The 19180-nt window shown below is 33.2% G+C and carries 18 protein-coding genes and 1 pseudogene; 10 read left to right on the plus strand and 9 right to left on the minus strand.

What is annotated here, in order from left to right; translation table 11 throughout:
• Position 1 precedes the first annotated feature (1 nt).
• The 8 genes and pseudogenes from ACMHJ2_RS04940 (at position 2) to ACMHJ2_RS04975 (ending at position 3793) form a co-directional block, all read left to right on the plus strand.
• Positions 2-100, plus strand: a complete 99-nt coding sequence (locus ACMHJ2_RS04940) for a hypothetical protein (RefSeq protein WP_413511908.1) — start codon at positions 2-4, stop codon at positions 98-100.
• A pseudogene (locus ACMHJ2_RS04945) lies at positions 73-843 on the plus strand (TraM recognition domain-containing protein); the annotation flags it as partial. The gene ACMHJ2_RS04940 and the pseudogene ACMHJ2_RS04945, both read left to right, overlap by 28 nt.
• Positions 844-915: 72 nt before the next feature.
• Positions 916-1440 (plus strand): TetR/AcrR family transcriptional regulator, encoded by a 525-nt coding sequence (locus ACMHJ2_RS04950; protein WP_413511849.1) that lies wholly within the window; start codon positions 916-918, stop codon positions 1438-1440.
• Positions 1441-1453: 13 nt separating this feature from the next.
• Complete coding sequence (locus tag ACMHJ2_RS04955; protein ID WP_413511850.1) at positions 1454-1864, plus strand: DUF1348 family protein; 411 nt, start codon at positions 1454-1456, stop codon at positions 1862-1864.
• 145 nt (positions 1865-2009) lie between these two features.
• Complete coding sequence (locus ACMHJ2_RS04960) at positions 2010-2195, plus strand: hypothetical protein (RefSeq protein ID WP_413511851.1); 186 nt, start codon at positions 2010-2012, stop codon at positions 2193-2195.
• A gap of 105 nt (positions 2196-2300) precedes the next feature.
• Complete coding sequence (locus ACMHJ2_RS04965) at positions 2301-2678, plus strand: hypothetical protein (RefSeq protein WP_413511852.1); 378 nt, start codon at positions 2301-2303, stop codon at positions 2676-2678.
• A 134-nt stretch (positions 2679-2812) separates the two neighbouring features.
• Positions 2813-3529, plus strand: a complete 717-nt coding sequence (locus ACMHJ2_RS04970; RefSeq protein ID WP_413511853.1) for a hypothetical protein — start codon at positions 2813-2815, stop codon at positions 3527-3529.
• A 21-nt stretch (positions 3530-3550) separates the two neighbouring features.
• Positions 3551-3793 (plus strand): hypothetical protein, encoded by a 243-nt coding sequence (locus ACMHJ2_RS04975; protein WP_413511854.1) that lies wholly within the window; start codon positions 3551-3553, stop codon positions 3791-3793.
• 454 nt (positions 3794-4247) lie between these two features.
• Here the strand turns inward: ACMHJ2_RS04975 and ACMHJ2_RS04980 are convergent, their stop codons facing one another.
• The 3 genes from ACMHJ2_RS04980 to ACMHJ2_RS04990 all read right to left on the minus strand — a co-directional run bounded on the left by ACMHJ2_RS04980 (position 4248) and on the right by ACMHJ2_RS04990 (position 6792).
• Positions 4248-5039 (minus strand): DUF6896 domain-containing protein, encoded by a 792-nt coding sequence (locus ACMHJ2_RS04980; protein ID WP_413511855.1) that lies wholly within the window; start codon positions 5037-5039, stop codon positions 4248-4250.
• 63 nt (positions 5040-5102) lie between these two features.
• Positions 5103-6296: a DUF6438 domain-containing protein gene (locus tag ACMHJ2_RS04985; protein WP_413511856.1), complete on the minus strand. Its 1194-nt coding sequence runs from the start codon at positions 6294-6296 to the stop codon at positions 5103-5105.
• A gap of 4 nt (positions 6297-6300) precedes the next feature.
• Positions 6301-6792 carry a hypothetical protein gene (locus ACMHJ2_RS04990; protein ID WP_413511857.1) on the minus strand — a complete coding sequence of 164 codons (492 nt, stop codon included), beginning with the start codon at positions 6790-6792 and terminating at the stop codon, positions 6301-6303.
• Positions 6793-7310: 518 nt separating this feature from the next.
• Between ACMHJ2_RS04990 and ACMHJ2_RS04995 the strand changes: the two genes are divergently transcribed.
• A complete protein-coding gene (locus ACMHJ2_RS04995) occupies positions 7311-7553 on the plus strand; it encodes a hypothetical protein (RefSeq protein WP_413511858.1) in 243 nt (80 codons plus the stop codon).
• Positions 7554-7599: 46 nt separating this feature from the next.
• On the opposite strand, the gene ACMHJ2_RS05000 is transcribed toward ACMHJ2_RS04995, so the two are convergent.
• From ACMHJ2_RS05000 to ACMHJ2_RS05020, 5 genes are all read right to left on the minus strand, one after another.
• Entirely contained in the window at positions 7600-8325 is a 726-nt protein-coding gene (locus ACMHJ2_RS05000; protein ID WP_413511859.1) for a WG repeat-containing protein, read from the minus strand.
• A gap of 1479 nt (positions 8326-9804) precedes the next feature.
• Positions 9805-10848, minus strand: coding sequence for a hypothetical protein (locus tag ACMHJ2_RS05005; protein ID WP_413511860.1), 1044 nt, complete (start codon positions 10846-10848; stop codon positions 9805-9807).
• A gap of 999 nt (positions 10849-11847) precedes the next feature.
• Positions 11848-12873 (minus strand): NAD(P)-dependent alcohol dehydrogenase, encoded by a 1026-nt coding sequence (locus tag ACMHJ2_RS05010; protein ID WP_413511861.1) that lies wholly within the window; start codon positions 12871-12873, stop codon positions 11848-11850.
• A 461-nt stretch (positions 12874-13334) separates the two neighbouring features.
• Positions 13335-15137 carry a WG repeat-containing protein gene (locus ACMHJ2_RS05015; protein WP_413511862.1) on the minus strand — a complete coding sequence of 601 codons (1803 nt, stop codon included), beginning with the start codon at positions 15135-15137 and terminating at the stop codon, positions 13335-13337.
• Complete coding sequence (locus ACMHJ2_RS05020) at positions 15134-16480, minus strand: hypothetical protein (RefSeq protein ID WP_413511863.1); 1347 nt, start codon at positions 16478-16480, stop codon at positions 15134-15136. The genes ACMHJ2_RS05015 and ACMHJ2_RS05020 overlap by 4 nt, the downstream gene beginning before the upstream one ends.
• Positions 16481-16626: 146 nt before the next feature.
• On the opposite strand from ACMHJ2_RS05020, the gene ACMHJ2_RS05025 reads away from it, so the two are divergent.
• Positions 16627-17643, plus strand: coding sequence for a PTS transporter subunit IIC (locus ACMHJ2_RS05025; protein ID WP_413511864.1), 1017 nt, complete (start codon positions 16627-16629; stop codon positions 17641-17643).
• Between the two features lie 353 nt (positions 17644-17996).
• On the opposite strand, the gene ACMHJ2_RS05030 is transcribed toward ACMHJ2_RS05025, so the two are convergent.
• Positions 17997-18944: a hypothetical protein gene (locus ACMHJ2_RS05030; RefSeq protein ID WP_413511865.1), complete on the minus strand. Its 948-nt coding sequence runs from the start codon at positions 18942-18944 to the stop codon at positions 17997-17999.
• Positions 18945-19180: the final 236 nt, after the last annotated feature.

A 19180-nucleotide genomic window follows, 5' to 3' on the forward strand; every position in this document is an offset into this window, starting at 1 on the left:
CATGCTTAGTATGCTGATGCACGTATACAGGTACTGTTATTTTTTCTTTTTAAATCTTGGAATAACAGCAGAGCACAAGATCAATTACAAGGACAAATAGCTTCTGCTAAAATACTATGTGTAGGTAATAATCCCGATCGTCAAAACATCTACTCTGCCGCTCTTGGGCTTTATAACTCACGCATTGTAAAACTCATCAATAAAAAAGGACAACTTAAAAGTTCTGTCATCATAGATGAGTTACCTACCCTTTACTTTAGAGGACTTGATAATCTTATCGCGACAGCCGTAGTAATAAAGTAGTGGTATGTTTAGGGTTTCAAGATTTTTCTCAGCTTAATAGAGCTTACGGAGATAAAGAAAGTAAAGTAATTCAAAACACAGTTGGAAATATCTTCTCAGGTCAAGTTGTTGGCGATACTGCTAAATCGCTCTCAGAACACTTTGGTAAAATCCTACAAAAACGACAAAGTATATCCATTAATAGCAATGACCGCTCTACCTCCTTCTCTGCCCAGCTTGATACCCTTATCCCAGCTTCTAAAATAGCAACCCTTACTCAAGGAATGTTTGTAGGGGCAGTCTCGGATAATTTTGGTGAACGTATAGAGCAAAAGATATTTCACGCTGAGATTGTAGTTGATAACGAAAAGGTCAGTCAGGAAATGAAAGCCTATCAAAAGATACCTCAGCTAACTTCTTTCTTAGATGCTCATGATCATAATACCCTGGATAAAACGATTCAAGCCAATTACAGACAAGTTAAACTTGATATTGAGTCAATTCGAATAAGAGCTAAAACGCATTGAAAACGATCCTGAATTGGCTCATTTGTTAAAGTAAGTCACTCAAAAATATACAGACTTGTCTGTTTGTTTTTAATTCAATACCTTTACATTCGTAAATTATAAAACAATGACTAAGCCTAAACAACGAATTATCGAGACCGCCACAATCTTGTTTCATCAACAAGGCTATAATAGCACAGGAATCAATCAGATTATTATTGAAGCTAAAGTAGCTAAAGCTAGTTTTTACCAACACTTTAGATCCAAAGATGACTTATGTGTAGCCTATTTAAATGAAAGACATCTGTATTGGTTTTCGGAATTAACCCTCTACTTATCAAAATTTAAAGAAAGAAAAAAAAGAATACTAAGCACCTTTGATTTTCTTATCTATATGAACAGAAAAGAAAACTTTAGAGGATGTAGCTTTCTAAATATTTTGTCTGAAATATCAAAAGATCAAGATATTATTTTATCGATCATACAATCTCATAAAAGCGATCTTAGACTCTTATTTAAAAAGGAGCTTGGAGAAGGATTACTCGCTGATCATATCTATTTATTATTTGAAAGTTCAATTATAGAAAGTCAACTCTTTCAGTCCAATGAGCTCATTGAAAAATCAAGAGCTATAGCAAATAACCTACTTTAAACTTAAAAAAATTATGGAACAAAAACATCCTTTACCTCCATTTACTATGGAAATAGCAAAGCAAAAAATTCAGATGGCGGAAGATGCTTGGAATAGTAAAGACCCAGCAAAGGTTTCAATGGCCTATACCCTTGATAGCGAATGGCGAAATCGCGATATCTTTATTCAGGGAAGAGAAGCAATTGTAGTATTACTAACTAAAAAATGGGAAAAAGAGTTAAACTACAAACTTAAGAAAGAATATTGGGCCCACACAGACAACAGAATAGCAGTCAGATTTGAATATGAATACCAAGATAAAGATGGGAAATGGTTCAGGGCTTATGGCAATGAAAATTGGGAATTTGACGAAAATGGTTTCATGGCTAAAAGATATGCAAGTATAAATGATCTAGAAATAAAAGAAGATGAAAGACGCCTATAATTAACATTTGTTTCCTCTATCTAAAAAGAAAAAAAAGAGTACAAGACACAACTAATATTATGCTCTTCTTAAGTGCCTTGTTGATACATTTGGCAGTAATGGAGAAAAACTATTAAAATCTTTTCCCGATATTTACAATGCTTATATGAAATACGACAGAAGTGATTATGAACACCAACATATGGCAAATAAATACATTAACACCATTATAGCTGCACTAAAAGATTATGACGATTCTTACAGTGATGACGTATATGAAGCAATAGCATGGAATGGGTTAAAGGGAACCGATGCCTATTCAAATTTAAGTGATAAAAAGAAATCAATTTAGCTCAATCACTTTCTGATTTTAGAACTAACAATCAACCAATAGAATGTATATAGCATGAACAAAAGTATTATATTAATTCTCCTATGTTTTCTTACGAATCTTACTATGGCCCAAGTAACTATTCTCGACTCCATCGTGATTCAGGTTACTAAAAACCCAAAATATGATTTAATACAGACTGAAAAAAATATTTCTTGTATTTTTTCAGAGACTGGTAAAGCAGGGACTCGCTTACATGAGTATAGATTTACTTTGCTTGAAGAAGTAACACCTAATAAATGTACTGCTGTATTATCAGTAAATGATTTTGACACATTTATGTTAGATTATTACTACAATAAGATGTATAAGGAAAACTACTTAAACCTTGGTAGAATGTATTTTGGGAATTTTAATTTTAAAAATCTCTTTATAAAACTAAAATTAGATAACATTGAAAAAGTGTATAAGGTTGACTTCAATTATATAACAACCTCGTATTAGTACAAAAAGCTCCTTCATTGGAGCTTTGTTGTTTTTATCATTTGTATTAATTATTTCTAAAACAAACAAGTATAGCACAAAATCGAGTCACAATCAATTCAATAGCGTTTGTAATCTTTGTCATAGAACTTTAGATGACGTTGTCATACAAGTACCTGGATCTGGCGGCGGATGGGATAGTGGTTTTGGTTCTGAGTAAGGCATTGGAGTTATACCTGGCGGTGGAACCTCTGGCGGTTCAAGACCTCCTGCTCCAGAAAAAATTAAATGACAATCCTTGTTTGTATTTGATATATAATACCGTGATGAATACTAACTTTGGTGAAAAATTCATAAAAAATGTTTTTGATCTAAATAACAGTAGATTTGATTTAGTGTGGATGATAAAAAACTCAAATTCTGATAATTTTTTGAGAGATAATCCTGATACAAATGGATATACCACTCCATTCACTCCATTTAACAATAATTTAAAAATAGTACTCAACAGTGATAAATTTAGAGATAATCCAAAACTTGTTATGGCTTCAACGATAATACATGCCTATTTGTTTAAAGTTAGATATGAATATGATCCAAATAAAATCTTTTCAAGTGAATTAGAGATGGCTTTTCTAGGAGTTTTTGATTATGTATTAAGATATGCAAATGATGGAACTGCTAGAGCACAACATGAACAAATGGCTGCTCATTACATTAAAATTGTAAAAAATGCATTAAAAGCATATGACAATACTTTTGACGAGAAATACTATGATGCATTAACTTGGCTAGGTTTACAAGGTACTACTTCTTGGAATAGACTAGGTAAAAAGAAACAAGAGGAGAGAATTAAAATCTACAGCTCCTAAAATGGGGTGTTAATACTATTTATGAAAAAAATACATTTTATTTTAATATTTAGTTTTTTAAGTATTCACTGCTTTAGTCAAAAGGGCGAAGCATATAATTTTGATTTATATCGTACCACAGGTACTGATTTAATTATTGATTTGACGCAACAAGACCATATAATTCACGATAAACAAGGTGATTATGTTATCCTGGCGCTTGCAAAAAAAGACGAAGAACATCTAGGCTATTTTCGCTTTACACTTAATAAAGAAAAAAAATAGTGTCTTAAAAAAGCAGAAAATTAGAAAAGCCGTATCCTTCGATAACCTACTTTACGCTCCTGTTTTAATCCAATTAAAAAACAACGATACCATCAAGTATTATAAAAGTCAAATTGAATATCAAGAAATTGTCTTTTAATCAAACTTCAAAAATAGTAGTCTAAATAGACAATAAAGATCTTTTGAATGACAAACACAGGGTAAAATTGTAAAAAATTTCACCCTGTGTTTTTTAAAGAAGTTTTAAACTTCCTAATACTTTTAAGTAATCCAATGAATCTGTTTCTTGTCTTTTGACAAAGCTGAGCTGTTATATTAGATAGCACAATAAAAATCACCATAACGAACAATAGTAAGAAGATACTTGGTATATAGTTGTTTATTCAATTGCATAGTAGCCTTCATTGATTATATGGTAATAGTATTCCTTCGTTTTCTATACTATCTAATTTTTTTACTTTTTTAGCTTTAGGAATTTAAGCAAGTTAAATTTTGGTTTTGGTTTAATTACATGCCTTATATCTTCAACGGTTTCAACGGGGACTTTATTGGCTCTATTTTTTGGAACTGTACCTAAAAGTTGAGGAACAGTAGAATTGATTTTTTCAAAAATCCCCTTTGTAGTTAACCGTTCAATTATTCTCCATCCCTCTGAATAGTCATCGTAAATATCAACAGGTAAAGGGTAATATTGTGGTGTTGATTTTATGTATTTAGAAAAAAAGTAGGGATCTAAAGCTCCAAATTCCAATCCGAAAGCTATAGGAACTTCAATCTCTTGCTTGGTTTTAGTATTATAAAAATGACCATGTAAGCCATGAAAAAAAAACTTCCATTCCTTATACCTTCCACTCTGACCTTTTGTTTGCCAATAATTGAGAAAAGCAATATAAGGTACCTCCTTGTTTAAATCGATATTCAATTGTTCGGACAATCCATAAATCAGTTTTGTTGCAAGTTCTCGATAATCCAAAGCATATTGTTCCAATACCGTTTGATTCAAGTCGATTTCCTCATCTGTGATCAATTTTTGAATACCAATTTTTGGTTCATTCCAATATACTCCCACAGCATGGTGTGGGAACTTTACTTTGAGTGCTTCGCCTACCCTTTGTCTTTCAGGTTCGATATTAGCTGCGAACTCCATAATGAGATTTATATTACGTGATAGGTTTTCAATATAGGAATCTGAAGGAATTTGATCCAAATGATTGATATGCAATACTTTTTCGATTGATTCTAACATGATCTTTGCCTAAGGGTTAAACTACTTTTGTTTTTTGAGGTAATCCCTCTTCTTCTTCTATTCTCATCTTTCAAGGTCTTTTATAAAATTCGCCGTCTTGAAATTTCGCTCCAGGAAATTATACCCCAAATCATAAGTTATAGCTTCTCTATCTTTAAATTCAAATTTGTAAAACTGTCCATCAGTTACCACTGATTTTATTTCATTTTTATGTGTTCTTGCTTCATTTGGATCAGGTCCCCAATAGTCAAAATTATCCGCAAAGACAAGCCTGTACTTCGAGGTAAATGCTTCATCTACCTGTTTTGCTTTTTTGAGTTCTGTCCAAAGGTAAAAACTTTCTGATTTGGCAAGTGGAAATACGAAATTATCTCTTTTAAAGGTGAACGAATGCAACTTAGGATAGAAAGGTTCATCATAAGGCAAAGGATCAAGGTTCATCACATCATGAATATGCGAAAGCAACATATAGGCCCATATCAACTCCTTGGTTCCTGCCATTCCATAATCGTCGATTGTCTTAACGATTTTTCCATCTTGAATAAAGGTGGTTGTCAGTGTTTCATCATCCGTATGATCAACGGCATAGCTATTCTCAAGTGCTAAGGGATTTGCTTTTCTGAACTTGTCAAAAATAGTTTGCGTTGTTTGCCGGTCAAGATGCCCAGTATAAAAACCAAGCGATTTCACATAACCTTCGCCTTGATATAAAACATGTCCTTCTTTGGTGATTGAAATATCGAGTATTGGACATGAACCATAACAACCGGAGCTAGAATATATAATTTGATCAAAATCGGGTAAAGTATCTAAGTTATAGGTAAGTTTCTTGTATCGAATAATCGTACTATCATTCAGTGCTAGTTGTAAAGTTTCATTAGTTCTATTGACAAACTTCCATTCAAACTCCCAATTATGGGTCATCAGACTTTTAATATGAATACTATCTTTATTAACTTGATAAGGAACTTTATTTCCTAAAAAAAGTCGAGTTCTCTTACCGGTTATACTGTCTATATCAGCTTTGTAAAATCTCAAATAAAAATCGATGCTATCGTGAAAAATAGTCATGCCTTCTGGCTTAATCCATGAGCTCAAGGGAAAATCAACTCTTACATCTCCTTCTTCAATGATTAATTCCCAATCACCGACCAGCTTTTCTCTTACTTTGTTATCTGCCTTTTGTTGCTCAGTAATCTGACGACAACCTAGAAGTACAATCGTGAAGATAAAAAAAAGAATAGTACGTGTTGTCATATTTTTAATTGGAATTGCTGTTTCTACTTAATTGAGATATAAGCGTATTGAGCTGTACAAGATCTAGTTTAGTAACTGTTTCTAAAGTAGCTTCATTATCGAAGTTGATAACTAATACGCCTTTATTGTCTTCTTCATAGCCAACTTGACGTAAAGTGAACTGAATTTCTTTAAAAGAGAACTCCTTTACTCTGTTCTTAAACCAATGGTAATCAGCCGTGTATTGTAGTTTTTTATCCATTATTTTGATGACCTCTTTTCCGCAAGTATTCCACAGGGAAATTCTCAACATATAAAAAAAGACAAGACCAAAGAGAAGTAGAAAAATTAAATTAAAAAACTTGAATGCTCCTTCATTTACAAAATTTACTACAAAACCACCTAAAGGTAAAGCAGCTGCAAGAAACGTAATTACATACAAAATTGTTCGAACAAAAAGATTACTCTTTTTAACTTTCAGCACTAACGTAGTATCGTTAAACTCTATTTGGTCCATAGTTTCCTGTTTTTATATAGGGATGAAAAACTAACCTTGTTTTCTAGCAACATTCAAAAGTTAACATAAAAAATGTAGCCATAATTGAATAAAAAACAGGACCTAATGTAATTCCTTTTCTCGTAAATATCTACTTTAAATTAACCTTTAATGATAACAAACTCAACTGTCTTCTATTCGTTCATTATTACGTGTATTTTTTATACGTTTACAACTAAAAAAAAACAGCTTTGACTTCGTTTCAGGCTGAAGAGAACATCTGTTCAATCCAAACCTGCACTTAGATGATCCATCTAATGTTAAACGCAATTTAAAATCTAATCTTTAAATGAAAAAAAACTAGTCCTATTTACCTTATTACTTCTATCGTTAGTCACTTACGGTCAAAATAAAATATCTAACACCTATATTACTTGAAACGACTTTATTGACGGATTTGGAAAAGAGATAGTTTTAGCAGAAGATGTGTTTACTAGTATGGCTAAAAACGGTTTTAATGATGGACATTACCCATGATTATGGCTTATGGAAACGGTCAAGGTATTGAGCAAAATTTTGAAAAAGCATTTGAATATGCCCTAAAATGTGCAAATAACAATGATGCAACTTATATGTGGAATGGTGTTAACTGCTACTTAACAGGTAATGGTGTTAAAGCTGATGTAGACAAATTCAAAGAATGGATGATCAGATTGGAAAAACTTCAAAATACTGAAAACCTTGCTTCTAGGATTAATAATTTGTTCTTTAATTTCTACTAACACTTCAGCCCCGCTTGTGGCAAACCTTTGTTTTAGGCACTGCAGATTAATGAATTTTAATTTTTTTCCCTTTCTTGTTAATACAAAATTCTTTCTTATCTCGTGTAACTTTGCTTTGTCCGTTTTTAAAACTTTTAGCATTCTCAAATTCAAAAGGAATTGCTATTTTTCCTTCTTTATCTATAAAACCATATTTTCCATTTCGATTTACAGCTAGAGCTAAACCCTCTGAAAAATTTTCCATATAAATATAATTTATGGGTATTATTATGTTTCCTTCCAAATCTATAGCACCCCATAAACTGTCTATTGAAACTAAACTAAAACCATTGTTAAAACCATTGCTAATAGAACTATAATTTGCTTTGATTACAATATTACCGTGTTTATCAATAAAGCCAAATTTCTCATTTGAATAATCTAAGTAATAAGCACGTCCTTCAAAAAAACGACCCATAGACAAGTAATTTAGATTTATTGGTATGACTATTTGTCCAGTCTTATCAATATAACCATATTTGCCATTTTGTTTGACTGGAGCTAAATTTTCCGAAAAGTCATCTGCGAAATCATAAATACATTGAATTACAATTTCATCTTTTTCATTAATAAAACCCCATTTGTTATTCTTTTTGACTCTAGCCAATCCTTCTTTAAATTCTCCAACAAATTCCTCGGTCAGTTTTTCTGATTTAACTTTAATACTTATGTTTTGAGAGAGAATAAGATTAGAAAATAATATTAATAAAATAAGTAAAATATATTTTTTCATAATCAAATAATTCATTTTAATAATGTTGGTTTGCGCATTGCCTATAACATTGTTATGAAACAAAACATAGCGTAGTCTCATAATATTATACCTATATCGGTATTTCGCATAACACACTACTAAGATAGTTTGTTTTTTGTAAAAAAGACATTTATTACAAATGGCGAAACAATTAAACAATATTATTTTCTCTTCAAATATATTAAATTTTTCTATTAATTCTATTGAAAAAATCCGTAAACCCCCCAATATTTAAAGTTTACCAACTATTTCAAAAAAACTATCGACTTCGGAGTGGTTATCCAGACCGCTGCAAGAACAAGTCATTTTGCAAGCTCGAACCTTATTTCGAGTGATTCAACTATCACTTGATTCTATTTGTTTTTTATATCAAACAAGGTGTACTACTCGGGTGGATATACAGCTACGCAAAAATCATTTTGTATTAATCCAAAAGATTTAAAGGTTGGAACCTTAACCCATCCCCCTTATTCATGAAAAGAAGTATTGCTTACTAGTGAAGGAGCATCATGGAGGAATAGCGAAAAACCATTATTAGTCGTTGTATTACAGTTTGTTTTTAATATCAACTTTATAAAAAGAAGCAACAATTTCAGCAATTTCTAACGCTTCGTTTTTATCGATAGTCCTAAACAACGTTTTATTACTGTTCGTTTCGCTAAACACGTTTATGCAGATTCGTTCGCCTTTTAGAGTGGCTGAAGCTCCTAGTGGCTGATATTTATTCCCAATTGTATGTGTAACTTTTGCTCTTACTACAGAAATGTAGGCAATGGTTGGATAAGATTCCCAAATACCAATATTTAAGCCAAATATCGAGAAGATGATTCTAAACTATTTTGTATCAAATCTAATCTCTATTCCATCTGTTGAAGCTAAATAAAGCCCCACAAAAAAAGAAAAAAAACCAAGCACAAAAGTCAATGGATTAATTGAAATTAGTAGTAATAAAACACTAAAAATAAGTAATGAGGTTCCAATAGTTTTCTTTACAAACAAAATCTTTTTTAGATATAAGTACATATTCATAGCATTTGGATAAAATAACAGTTAACGTTTCTAAGCTCTCCTATTCACAACACAAAAAAACAAAATTTATATGATTCAAATAAAGAATTAGATTCTTAATTTTACTACCCATAGCGTCCTAAATAAATTTTAGACACAGCATTATCCTCCCATCGTGGTAGAATACGTGTATATTTTTGATAAAATTTAAAATAGAATCCCCTGTTTAGTTTTGTTGGCGGTTTTTCTACCCCATTCAGCGAATTATCCAACCATTTTCTTAGTTCAATTTTCACAAAAGGTTTAGTCTAATAAAAGCCACTAAATTTGATAAATGCCTATTGAATTTAGACTGTGCACGCAGCGCTTTTAGTATTAAAATAGTAATAAGGTTTGTAGACTTCCCCTTTTTAGGACACCTCTAAATTCGATAAATAATTCATCTTCTTCTTATTTACGGTAGGTTTTTAGTTGTTTCTTGAGGTTGTCTTTGATTATTTTGGCGCTAATTTTCTTGCTGCAATAAATTACTTCAGCTGTAAAATCAACCTGTTGGTTCGCAAGTAAAGCATCAGCAGTAAAGGACCACAGGTTATCTTTCAAACTAAAGTCCGAAGGAGCCCATCTCACTCTAGCAGGAATTTTATCCAACATTTGTTGTAAAATGCTGAAATTCTCAAGCGTTTGATTAGCTTCGTTATAGCGAAAAGCATTTGTCAAAATAATCTCTTGCAGGTACAATTTAGAAACTTGAAACTGTGGAGCAGTTAAAAGAGTTTGAATATCGCTAAACGATTTTATTTTCACTAAAGGCAAGAAAGCGGCTACATAATACTGATTTCCAAAGGGTTTGTTTTGAACAAGAGCTACTACCTTTTCTAGTGGATGTTCAATTGCGTACGTTTGAATAAAAATTTCTTTGATTTCCTCCAAGTCGTAGATATCTTTTCGTGCATCACATTTTTTCAAAACCTGGAGAAAATTCACTTTATCACCACGTTCGGCATAATAGTGTGCAATTAATCGATAACTGCTGTAGTGATAAGCTTTGTCCTTTATTTTAGAGATTATGGCTAGGCTTGTTCTTACCTCTCCGTCCAACAGTAGTTTTTCAATGGTGAAATTTGCCAATCGACTCTGCAAAATTTCATCTTCTGCTGCTTCCACATACGCTTGTAAAGCAGTGGTAGATACAGCTTCATTTTCACAGCACTGCAGCAAGCGATAGACAACATCAAGAAAGGAATATGGATACCGCTGATTGTGTACTTCCAGTGTTGGGTCAGCCCGTTCAAGTACTTGAAGTACATGTTCAACGAGCTGTTGTAGGGATTTTCCTACTATTTTTCCTTTTCTTTGTTGGTCGAGAATAAGGGCTTTAGCTAGAAAACCTTGGGTGTGAATACGCGATATTATTTCTTCATTTGGCAATGTACTATCTTGCATCCAATTGATTAATTGAATACAGAGGTTTATTTCTTCTTCTTGTTTCATAACATTAAGTAAAAAAAGACAAGATATCTCGTCTTTTGTTTTCTCTTTTTTTGTAAAATTAAGCAAAAAAAGGCTAAACCCATTTACCTTTTTTATGATTGCGCCTTTCTATTGTACAGCAATTTCAATGCTCTTCTATTCCTTCGCAACATCACGCTCATCTCAAGCAACTAATTGCTTTAATTTAGCATCCTTTTTTCATCGCTCATTGCTCCCAATATTTGTCTTGTACTTTCATCATCCCTGATTGAATGCTTTATTATTGTCGTATGTAACAGGTAAAATTTCCAACGTGGTAAAGTCTTCTTTTAAAACGATATAAGCATCAAACCTTTCCTCAATTTTCTAACTAAACCTTTGAATAACTTAGTTCTTCCTTCTGAATTAAGTCCGCTATATCATCCATTAAGAGTTTAGTTCCACAAACCTCCTTAAACAAAATCCAATTACAATCTGTATCTAAACATTTAACCACCTTTTCCCTTAGTTGGAGCGTGTTTTGTTTGCACTTAAGACACGATAGATGATTTGCTTCCTTACTTGATTTAATGGATAAAAGATCCGTTGTTATCTATGTGGTACTCCTCCTCTATCTGCCTGTGAAAATCTTCCATATTAATGTCTTTATTGATTTCCTTTATAAATTGTATCGCTTACTCTTTTTTAATAGCAGTAAAATCATATGAATAATAACCTTAGAGCACAAATAGAACAAGTAATAACCTTAACAGAGAAAGAGTCTGATTTCCTATTTGTTTTATTTTTAAAAAGTACAAAAAACATCAGTTTCTAATTCAAGAAGGAGAATCTGAACGCTATCTATATTTTATAGAAAAAGGACTATTTGAAAGCTTAACAGTAGAACATGAGAACTGTTGTAAAATGAATTATTTTTTAAAACAGATTCTATAAAATACCATAGAATCTGTTTTTTATATTGTTACATCTTGTTTCTGCATATTCATAAAACTAGGAAGTTTAAAACAATATTGGTTTGAATTAAGGAATCAATACCGCTCTACCTTTTATTTTCCCCTGTCTCATTCGCTCGTAAACTTCGTTGACATCGTCTAGCTTATGCTGTTCTATTTCAATGTGAATTTTATTCTGTCTTGCTAAACCTACAACTTCCATAAGTTCTGTTCTTGATCCCCAATAAGGATTAGTCATACTAACACCAAAAGGAAGACCGTTCATACTATATTGATAGTGACCACCACCAAGTCCAATAATTGTTAAGTCGCCATCCAAACTAACAACTTTTGTTCCTAAATCAAGGGTTGACGTTGCCCCCACAAAGTCAAGAACAACCTTAGCTTTCTTGATACCTGTAATTTTTTTAATCTGCTCAGCAGCATCAACATCTTTAGAATTAACAACATAAGTAGCCCCTAATTCTTTAGCAAAAGCTAATTTTTCAGCTGTTACATCACAAGCAATAATAGTAGCTCCACTTATCTCTCTTAAAATTTGTAAAGCAACATGTCCTAAACCTCCTACCCCAATAACAACAACATATTCATCTGCCATTAATTTAGGTAGCGATCGCTTAATTGCAGAGTAAGGCGTTAAGGCAGCATCTGTTAAGGGAGCTGCAATAATAGGATCAAGATCGTAAATCGGCACTAGAAGTCTAGCAGAAGGCACTAACATATATTCTGCCATTCCACCATCCAGCCCTAGTCCGCCACCATAGGCGTTTTCAGATTGATGATCACAATAGTTTTCTTTTGATTCTTGACACGGTTTACAATGACCACATCCCCATGGCCCATAAACTAAAACAGCATCTCCAATTTTATAGTCTTTCACACTTTCACCTACTTCCTCAATCCAGCCTGCATTTTCATGTCCTAAGGTAAAAACCGTACCTTCTATTGTTCCTTCATCAATAATATGAAGGTCTGAATGACAAACACCTGCTCCTCCTATTTTTAATAAAACCTCTTCACCTTTTGGGATAGGTTTTTCCATATCAGTGACAACTCTGACATCTTTATGTCCAAAATAACGAACTGCTTTCATTGGGTTTTTTTTAATGTTTCTTACAAATTACAAACTAACGCTCGATTTAAGATTATTTGTTAAGTTAAAAGATTATTAAAACAACACGTATAAGCTACCTGAAGTAATTCATAAGTCAGGTCGTAACTAGGTAAATCCCATTTTGAAAGAAACAGTATTATCTTAGGACGGGATGTTTCAGAAAAAATAGTTTCAATGCTTTTCGGAGTCTTAGCTGAAATAAGTAGAAAAGGTCCTTGTATAGAAAAAGTTAAATGGATAACCAAAGCGAAGCATAGTCAGCTAGAGCCTACAACTATACAAACATTCCAGTGTATACTGTCGTTAATGAGTCATCTAAAGTATATTTTGTGCGAATTTTGTTTGCAATTCCAACTAACTTCACAAAGTAGTTATAGACCTTTTTTACCTACAAAATGAGTATTTCGGCCATCCATCCCTTATACTTTTATTTCCCCCCTTTAATCCTCCTTTTCTTTTTCTCCCTTATAATTATAAGTTCCATCGCTTAAGCTCATCGTTCTCTTTCCGAAATTACTTGATTGTGCATAATTTCTATTTACGAATTTAGATACTTTTTCGTTTTTCAAGTTGATTAAACCTAAAGCATCATCTAAATATACAGGAGCAAGTCCGTACGAAAAAGGTCCACTAACATCGCTATACATAAAAGGAATTACCGTTTTATTGTTCAGATCGACAAACCCCCATTTATCGTTCTGTTTTACGGCAAATAGTAAATCGGTGGGCAAGAAATCAATCATATCAGAAAAAGTGTTCACTTCATCATACTGAATTGGAACCACAATCTTTCCTTCCGCATTCATAAAACCGTATTTTTCTTTTTTCTTTACGACAAAATATCCTTTTTCTGCGACTAAAACCTGATCTACATTGGCGATTTTTTGTGGTGCAAGACTAGTGTTGTTTAATAGGTAATAGGAATCCCCCGATGCAATCAAAGCGCAATTATACGCACTGCATATTTCGAAACTATCTACCTTCATTAGTTTAGTATTCGTTGCATCAACCAATTCCAGAGGTGATTCATCATCTTCTTGTATGATTACATAGTTATTCAATACGTTACTTACGTTGTAATAGGTAAGTGGTTGCATCTCGAGTTTATCATTCAAATAAAAGTATTGTAAATCTGTTTCAAAGTAGTAGTCATTTATGGGACTATATCGGTCTGGAAATTCTTTGATTAACTTTAAATCTGAGTTGTATATCAGGGTTTTATTGTCTTGGTGGGTAACAAAACGAGATTTAGGCGTTTGATTCAGTAATGTCTTCGTTACATTTTTCTCAAAGGTTTCTCGATTGCTATACATAACGATTTGATCTATAGGCTCCCCAAACTCATAATACAAATAACTAGCTCCTGTTGATTGATCCAATTGACCTGACCATTGCGACTCTAATTTGCTTAGTTTAACCTCTACAAGCCTCTTGAATTCAGCATGGTCCATCTCCATATTAGCCTTCGAAAAAGTCAAAACGGCTTCGATCTCTTTCAAGTATTCCCTTAAAAAAAGGTCAAACTTATCTGGGTGCATACCCGATCGTTGGGATCGATAACTACTCACCCTTTTTTTATTTTTTAAAAGCGCTTGAATCTCATCAAATTCCAGTTCGTTTGATGCTATTTTAAGTAACACGCTTTTATCAGATACCTCAACTACTTCAATAGCGACTCCGCGGTAGGTTACTTTTTGGTGTACTTTAGCAGGTAGTACGATACTGTCTACTTGTTTAACCGTCGAAAAAGCCAGCTCAACGTCTATTTTATCTACGGCTTTGGTCAATGCAAGTTCAGCCGAAAAATAAGTATTGATATTCGTTTTATCCGTTATTGTTTGTGTTGTGCCATCGTGATAATACACTTTTTTTACATAAATGGGTGCTTTGATATCCTCTAGTGAACTATAGATCGCAGGATCCTTTACTAGGTTTAGTGTAATAAAACCATCCGTCATAAAATCAGAAAACTGAATATTAACTTTCGTGATTTCCTCAATATGAGCCTCATAGTCCCGTTGATTAAAAGTCAGTTTTAAAGGTGCTACTTCCGAAGGTGTTCTGGGTTCCTCCTCGTCTTTACTAAATAAACGGACAAAACGATTCAAGGATTGCAGATCATCTGTAAGTAAGTCAATGTATTCTTCGTTGGTAGCGGCGTTGTTATACTTTTCTAGCTCAACTTGCGCTAATGCGAATGGGCTAATTAAAAAAAACAAAAGTATAGGCAAGTACGTTTTCATCGGATGATTTTTAGTTCGTTTGTATTTTTATCTATATAAAACAAAAAAGATATATTCTTGATGTAATCTAAGCCGACCGCTTTTAAATAAGCCGTTTTGTCTAACGCCTCTAGGTAAGCTAATTGTCCGTTATTACTGATATGAAGTTTGGTTTTCTTTGCCGTTATCACTTTGAAAGACTTTTCGAGCATGTATTCCAAATTGTCATATTCATGGTGTGATTTTAGTTCCGTACGATTGTAGTTATAGGTATATTTTTCTAGGAAAGACTCATATAAAAGCTCGGTAATTCGATTGAGATTTTTATCCAAAATCAAAGCGGCATAAGCGGCATAAAACTGCTTGATTTGCTCTTCTATATTTTTTTCTTTGCGCAGGTCTTTCCCCTTAGTCCATCCCACTACGTTATAAGCAACAGGCGCTTTTAGTTGGTAATTAAACCGAAGCTCTTTCTTTGTATAGTCATTCGTACCAGGGTAAGAGTAGTATCTCGTATCTCCATTTTCTACAATTGTATCTGTTACATACGTTCGATTGTTGAACAAATCTAGCGTTTGTACAACCTCCCCTTTTGCATTTACATATTCGATAGCAATCTCAGCGTATGAGCTTTTCGGAATCTTAGGCATCACATTCCCTTGGTCATCAATACCTGGTGTGAGCAAAAAAGTTAGATCAATCGGGGTATCTGGATTTAGGATATACTTATTCAGTGTAATTGTCTCATAAGTAGAATACTTGTCCTCTTTGTTTTTAGGTAGTATGGGGATACCATCAGCCCTAACAGTCGGAACCACATTATAGCACGAAACTTGCAATAGGCAAGTAATTCCCTTTTCATTTGCCTTTAATTCCTCTGACAAATTCGCTAGAGGATGATCAACTACTCTTGCAAATTGAATCCATAAATCCCCTTTTGCATTTTCTTCTATTTCAGCCTCTCTTTTTGCGTCTATTGTGAAAGTAAGGGTAAAATCGCGAGTAACTACTTTATACTTACGCTCATAATACTCCTGCTCTATTGTTAGATTAGTAGGATACGTTTGCTCTAAATAGCCAATAAATTGATTGGCTGTATTTTTTCCTGAAACATCAAGAGAACAGGAAAAGTAATCTTCATAAAAGTATACCTCTTCTACGGAGAAACCATTCCATCGTCCTTCATCATTTTTTCTAATGTATGGATTACTTTGGTCAAATGAATTAGCATCATATACTTTTTTATAGCTTTCTAAGGTAGTAAGCTGATCTAAAACAACGGTCGACTGACCAAATATAAAAGAAGGAAGTAGAAAGCTGAGTAGTAAAAACACTAATTTAATAGTGATATTGGAGGTATTCATTTTTTAAATTTGTGAATGAAAATACTAATTTACGAACTATATTAGCATTTAAAAGTAATTTAGTACTTCTATTCGTATTAATTATTTCGTCTCTGTTTCATCAACAGGTGATTAAGCCTATTATCTTTTATTAAATCAACCCCTGAATGCAAGAATTTCTTCAAAAAAAGGACATACAAATTTCAAGCAAGCGATACTTTATTGATGCTATGGGAGCCATGGCCTATGGATTATTCGCAACTTTACTAGTAGGAACTATCCTAAAAACAATAGGAGAAGAATTTAATATTTCCTTTTTAAAAGAAGTCGTTTGGCCTTTTGCGAATCAAGCGACAGGTCCGGTACTAGCTCTTGCCATCGCCTATAGTTTACGAGCTCCACAATTGGTTCTATTTTCTTCTGCTGTTGTAGGGGTAGCGGCTTATCAATTGGGTGGTCCATTAGGCGTATTTCTTGCAACCATTATCGCGGTAGAAATTGGAAAAGCCGTAGCTGGTGAAACAAGGATAGATATTGTGGTTACACCAATCGTCACTGTTTTAGTAGGCGTAGCTTTAGCACAATTAATCGGACCAAGTGTAAATCAGGTGATGCAATGGATCGGACAAATAATTATTCTTTCTACAGCCTCTAATCCCTTACTCATGGGCGTAGTTATAGCTGTAGTAGTGGGTATGGTTTTGACCTTACCAATCTCCTCTGCCGCCTTGTGTTTGATGTTGCAATTGGATGGTTTAGCGGCAGGAGCGGCTACAATAGGTTGTTGTGCTCAAATGATTGGATTTGCCACCATCAGTTATAAAGACAATGGTGTAAAGGGATTATTAGCACAAGGTCTTGGTACAAGTATGCTGCAAATGCCCAACATTTATAAGAATTGGAAGATATGGATACCGCCAACGTTAACGGCTGCTATACTAGGTCCCCTAGCCATTTTGTTTTTTGACATGCAAAATACGGCCTTAGAATCAGGCATGGGAAGCTGTGGATTCGTTGGTCAAATCGGAACCTTTAATGCCATGAAGGAGTCTCATTCAACAACTTATATTCTCTTAGCCATTTTAAGCTTACAGCTTATATTACCGATGGTTTTATCTTACCTGATTTATTATGTAATGAAAAAGAAACATTGGATCCAAGATGGAGACATGAAATTGTTTTAATTTATTAAAAAATATCAATTCATAGTAAGGATTAATACAGAGGGCATTGAAAAGTCATAGTAGGAATTGAAAGTAATTTCTTACCTCAAGTATATTGTAAATAAGTAATTCTATAAAATATACATCCTCAGATGATATAAATAGGCAATATGGTTTTCTTTACTCCTACTTTTCTTATTGAATTACTAAATACTAATGGCAAATCAATAAGGAAGACAAACTTTTAGCGTTTGAAATAACTTTTTTTGTCTTATTGTATAGCTTTTTAAAGGGGCACCATTTGACTGAAATACCCAACTTTCTTTACTACAACTAAATATACGTACTTCACATTTCAAGTAAAAGTAACGCCCCTATTTAAAGTAAACCACAATAGACCAATAGCCTTTTCCCCAGTTATAGTTATAGCCATCAGCACCAAATAACATCAAGTATATTACGCTTTTATCAATATCTTGCACAAACGTTTGCAGGGAATAAGTTACTTTTTGCTCTGAATTAGAAGCCGCAATATTGTCAGAAACGATCGCTGATACTGTCGTCACACTGGTGGGTGCCTTAGCATTACGAGGTCCAATAGTCACCTTTCTTGAACCAGCTTGAAATTCTTCAGCATTCTTCTTTAAAGTAATACCATAATATCCATATTGAGATTCACCTCCTATTGGAATACTATAGGATAATACAATTTTAGCCTCTTTATTTGGAGGAATAACAATTGTTTTTGAAAAACCATCCAAATCAATTCCACTTCGACGAACTTCTTGTGGGTCAGTCGCTACATAATCATAGATCATACCAAATTGCCAGGCCAATTCATCCCCAGGTACTATTGATGATTCCTCTGGTACTCCCAAATTAATAGAAGAGATATCCCAGGTAGAAGATCCTAAACGTTGTCCATTACAAACGATTTCTACATATTGTCCTGACTTTAGTTCAATATGTTCTACGTCTTTCCCAAAATTCCTGAACTTTTCGCCCAATGCAGGAGTTATAGTAACCGTATATTTTGAGATGTTTTTGATTTTATAAATTCGTCCCTTTAAAGAACTATCTTCTATTCCTACAAGGGGTAGGATAATTTGCCCTCCTTCACCTGCATTATAGGTAACATAATAATCTGTTTCTTCTAATTTTATAGGCGCATTAAAAGTAGTAATTTCTCTATATCCCCCTGCTATTGATCCTTCAACTGTAAGTGTAGAAGTGGGTGTTTTACTACCAATTCCTACCCTATTTTGTGCTAGGCTTGAAAAAGCTATGCTACACAAAATAAAACTTAATACTTGTTTTTTCATTACTTCTATCAATTAAAATTAAATACTCATAAAACAGCAATTATTGTATAATAAAAAACATGTTTTATTTTCAGCTACAAAAAAACAAGAATTGCAAAAGAAACAATTGCAAAATTGTACAATACTTTGGTCAATCTGTAAATGATAGTTTTACCCTTGTACACAGGCACACAAACAACCACCTGTATTTAAGCGCCTTATACAAAATCACGCCTCCATACGGTAAAAAAAACACG

Source organism: Myroides odoratus, assembly GCF_965118575.1.
Classification (GTDB): Bacteria; Bacteroidota; Bacteroidia; order Flavobacteriales; family Flavobacteriaceae; genus Flavobacterium; species Flavobacterium odoratum_B.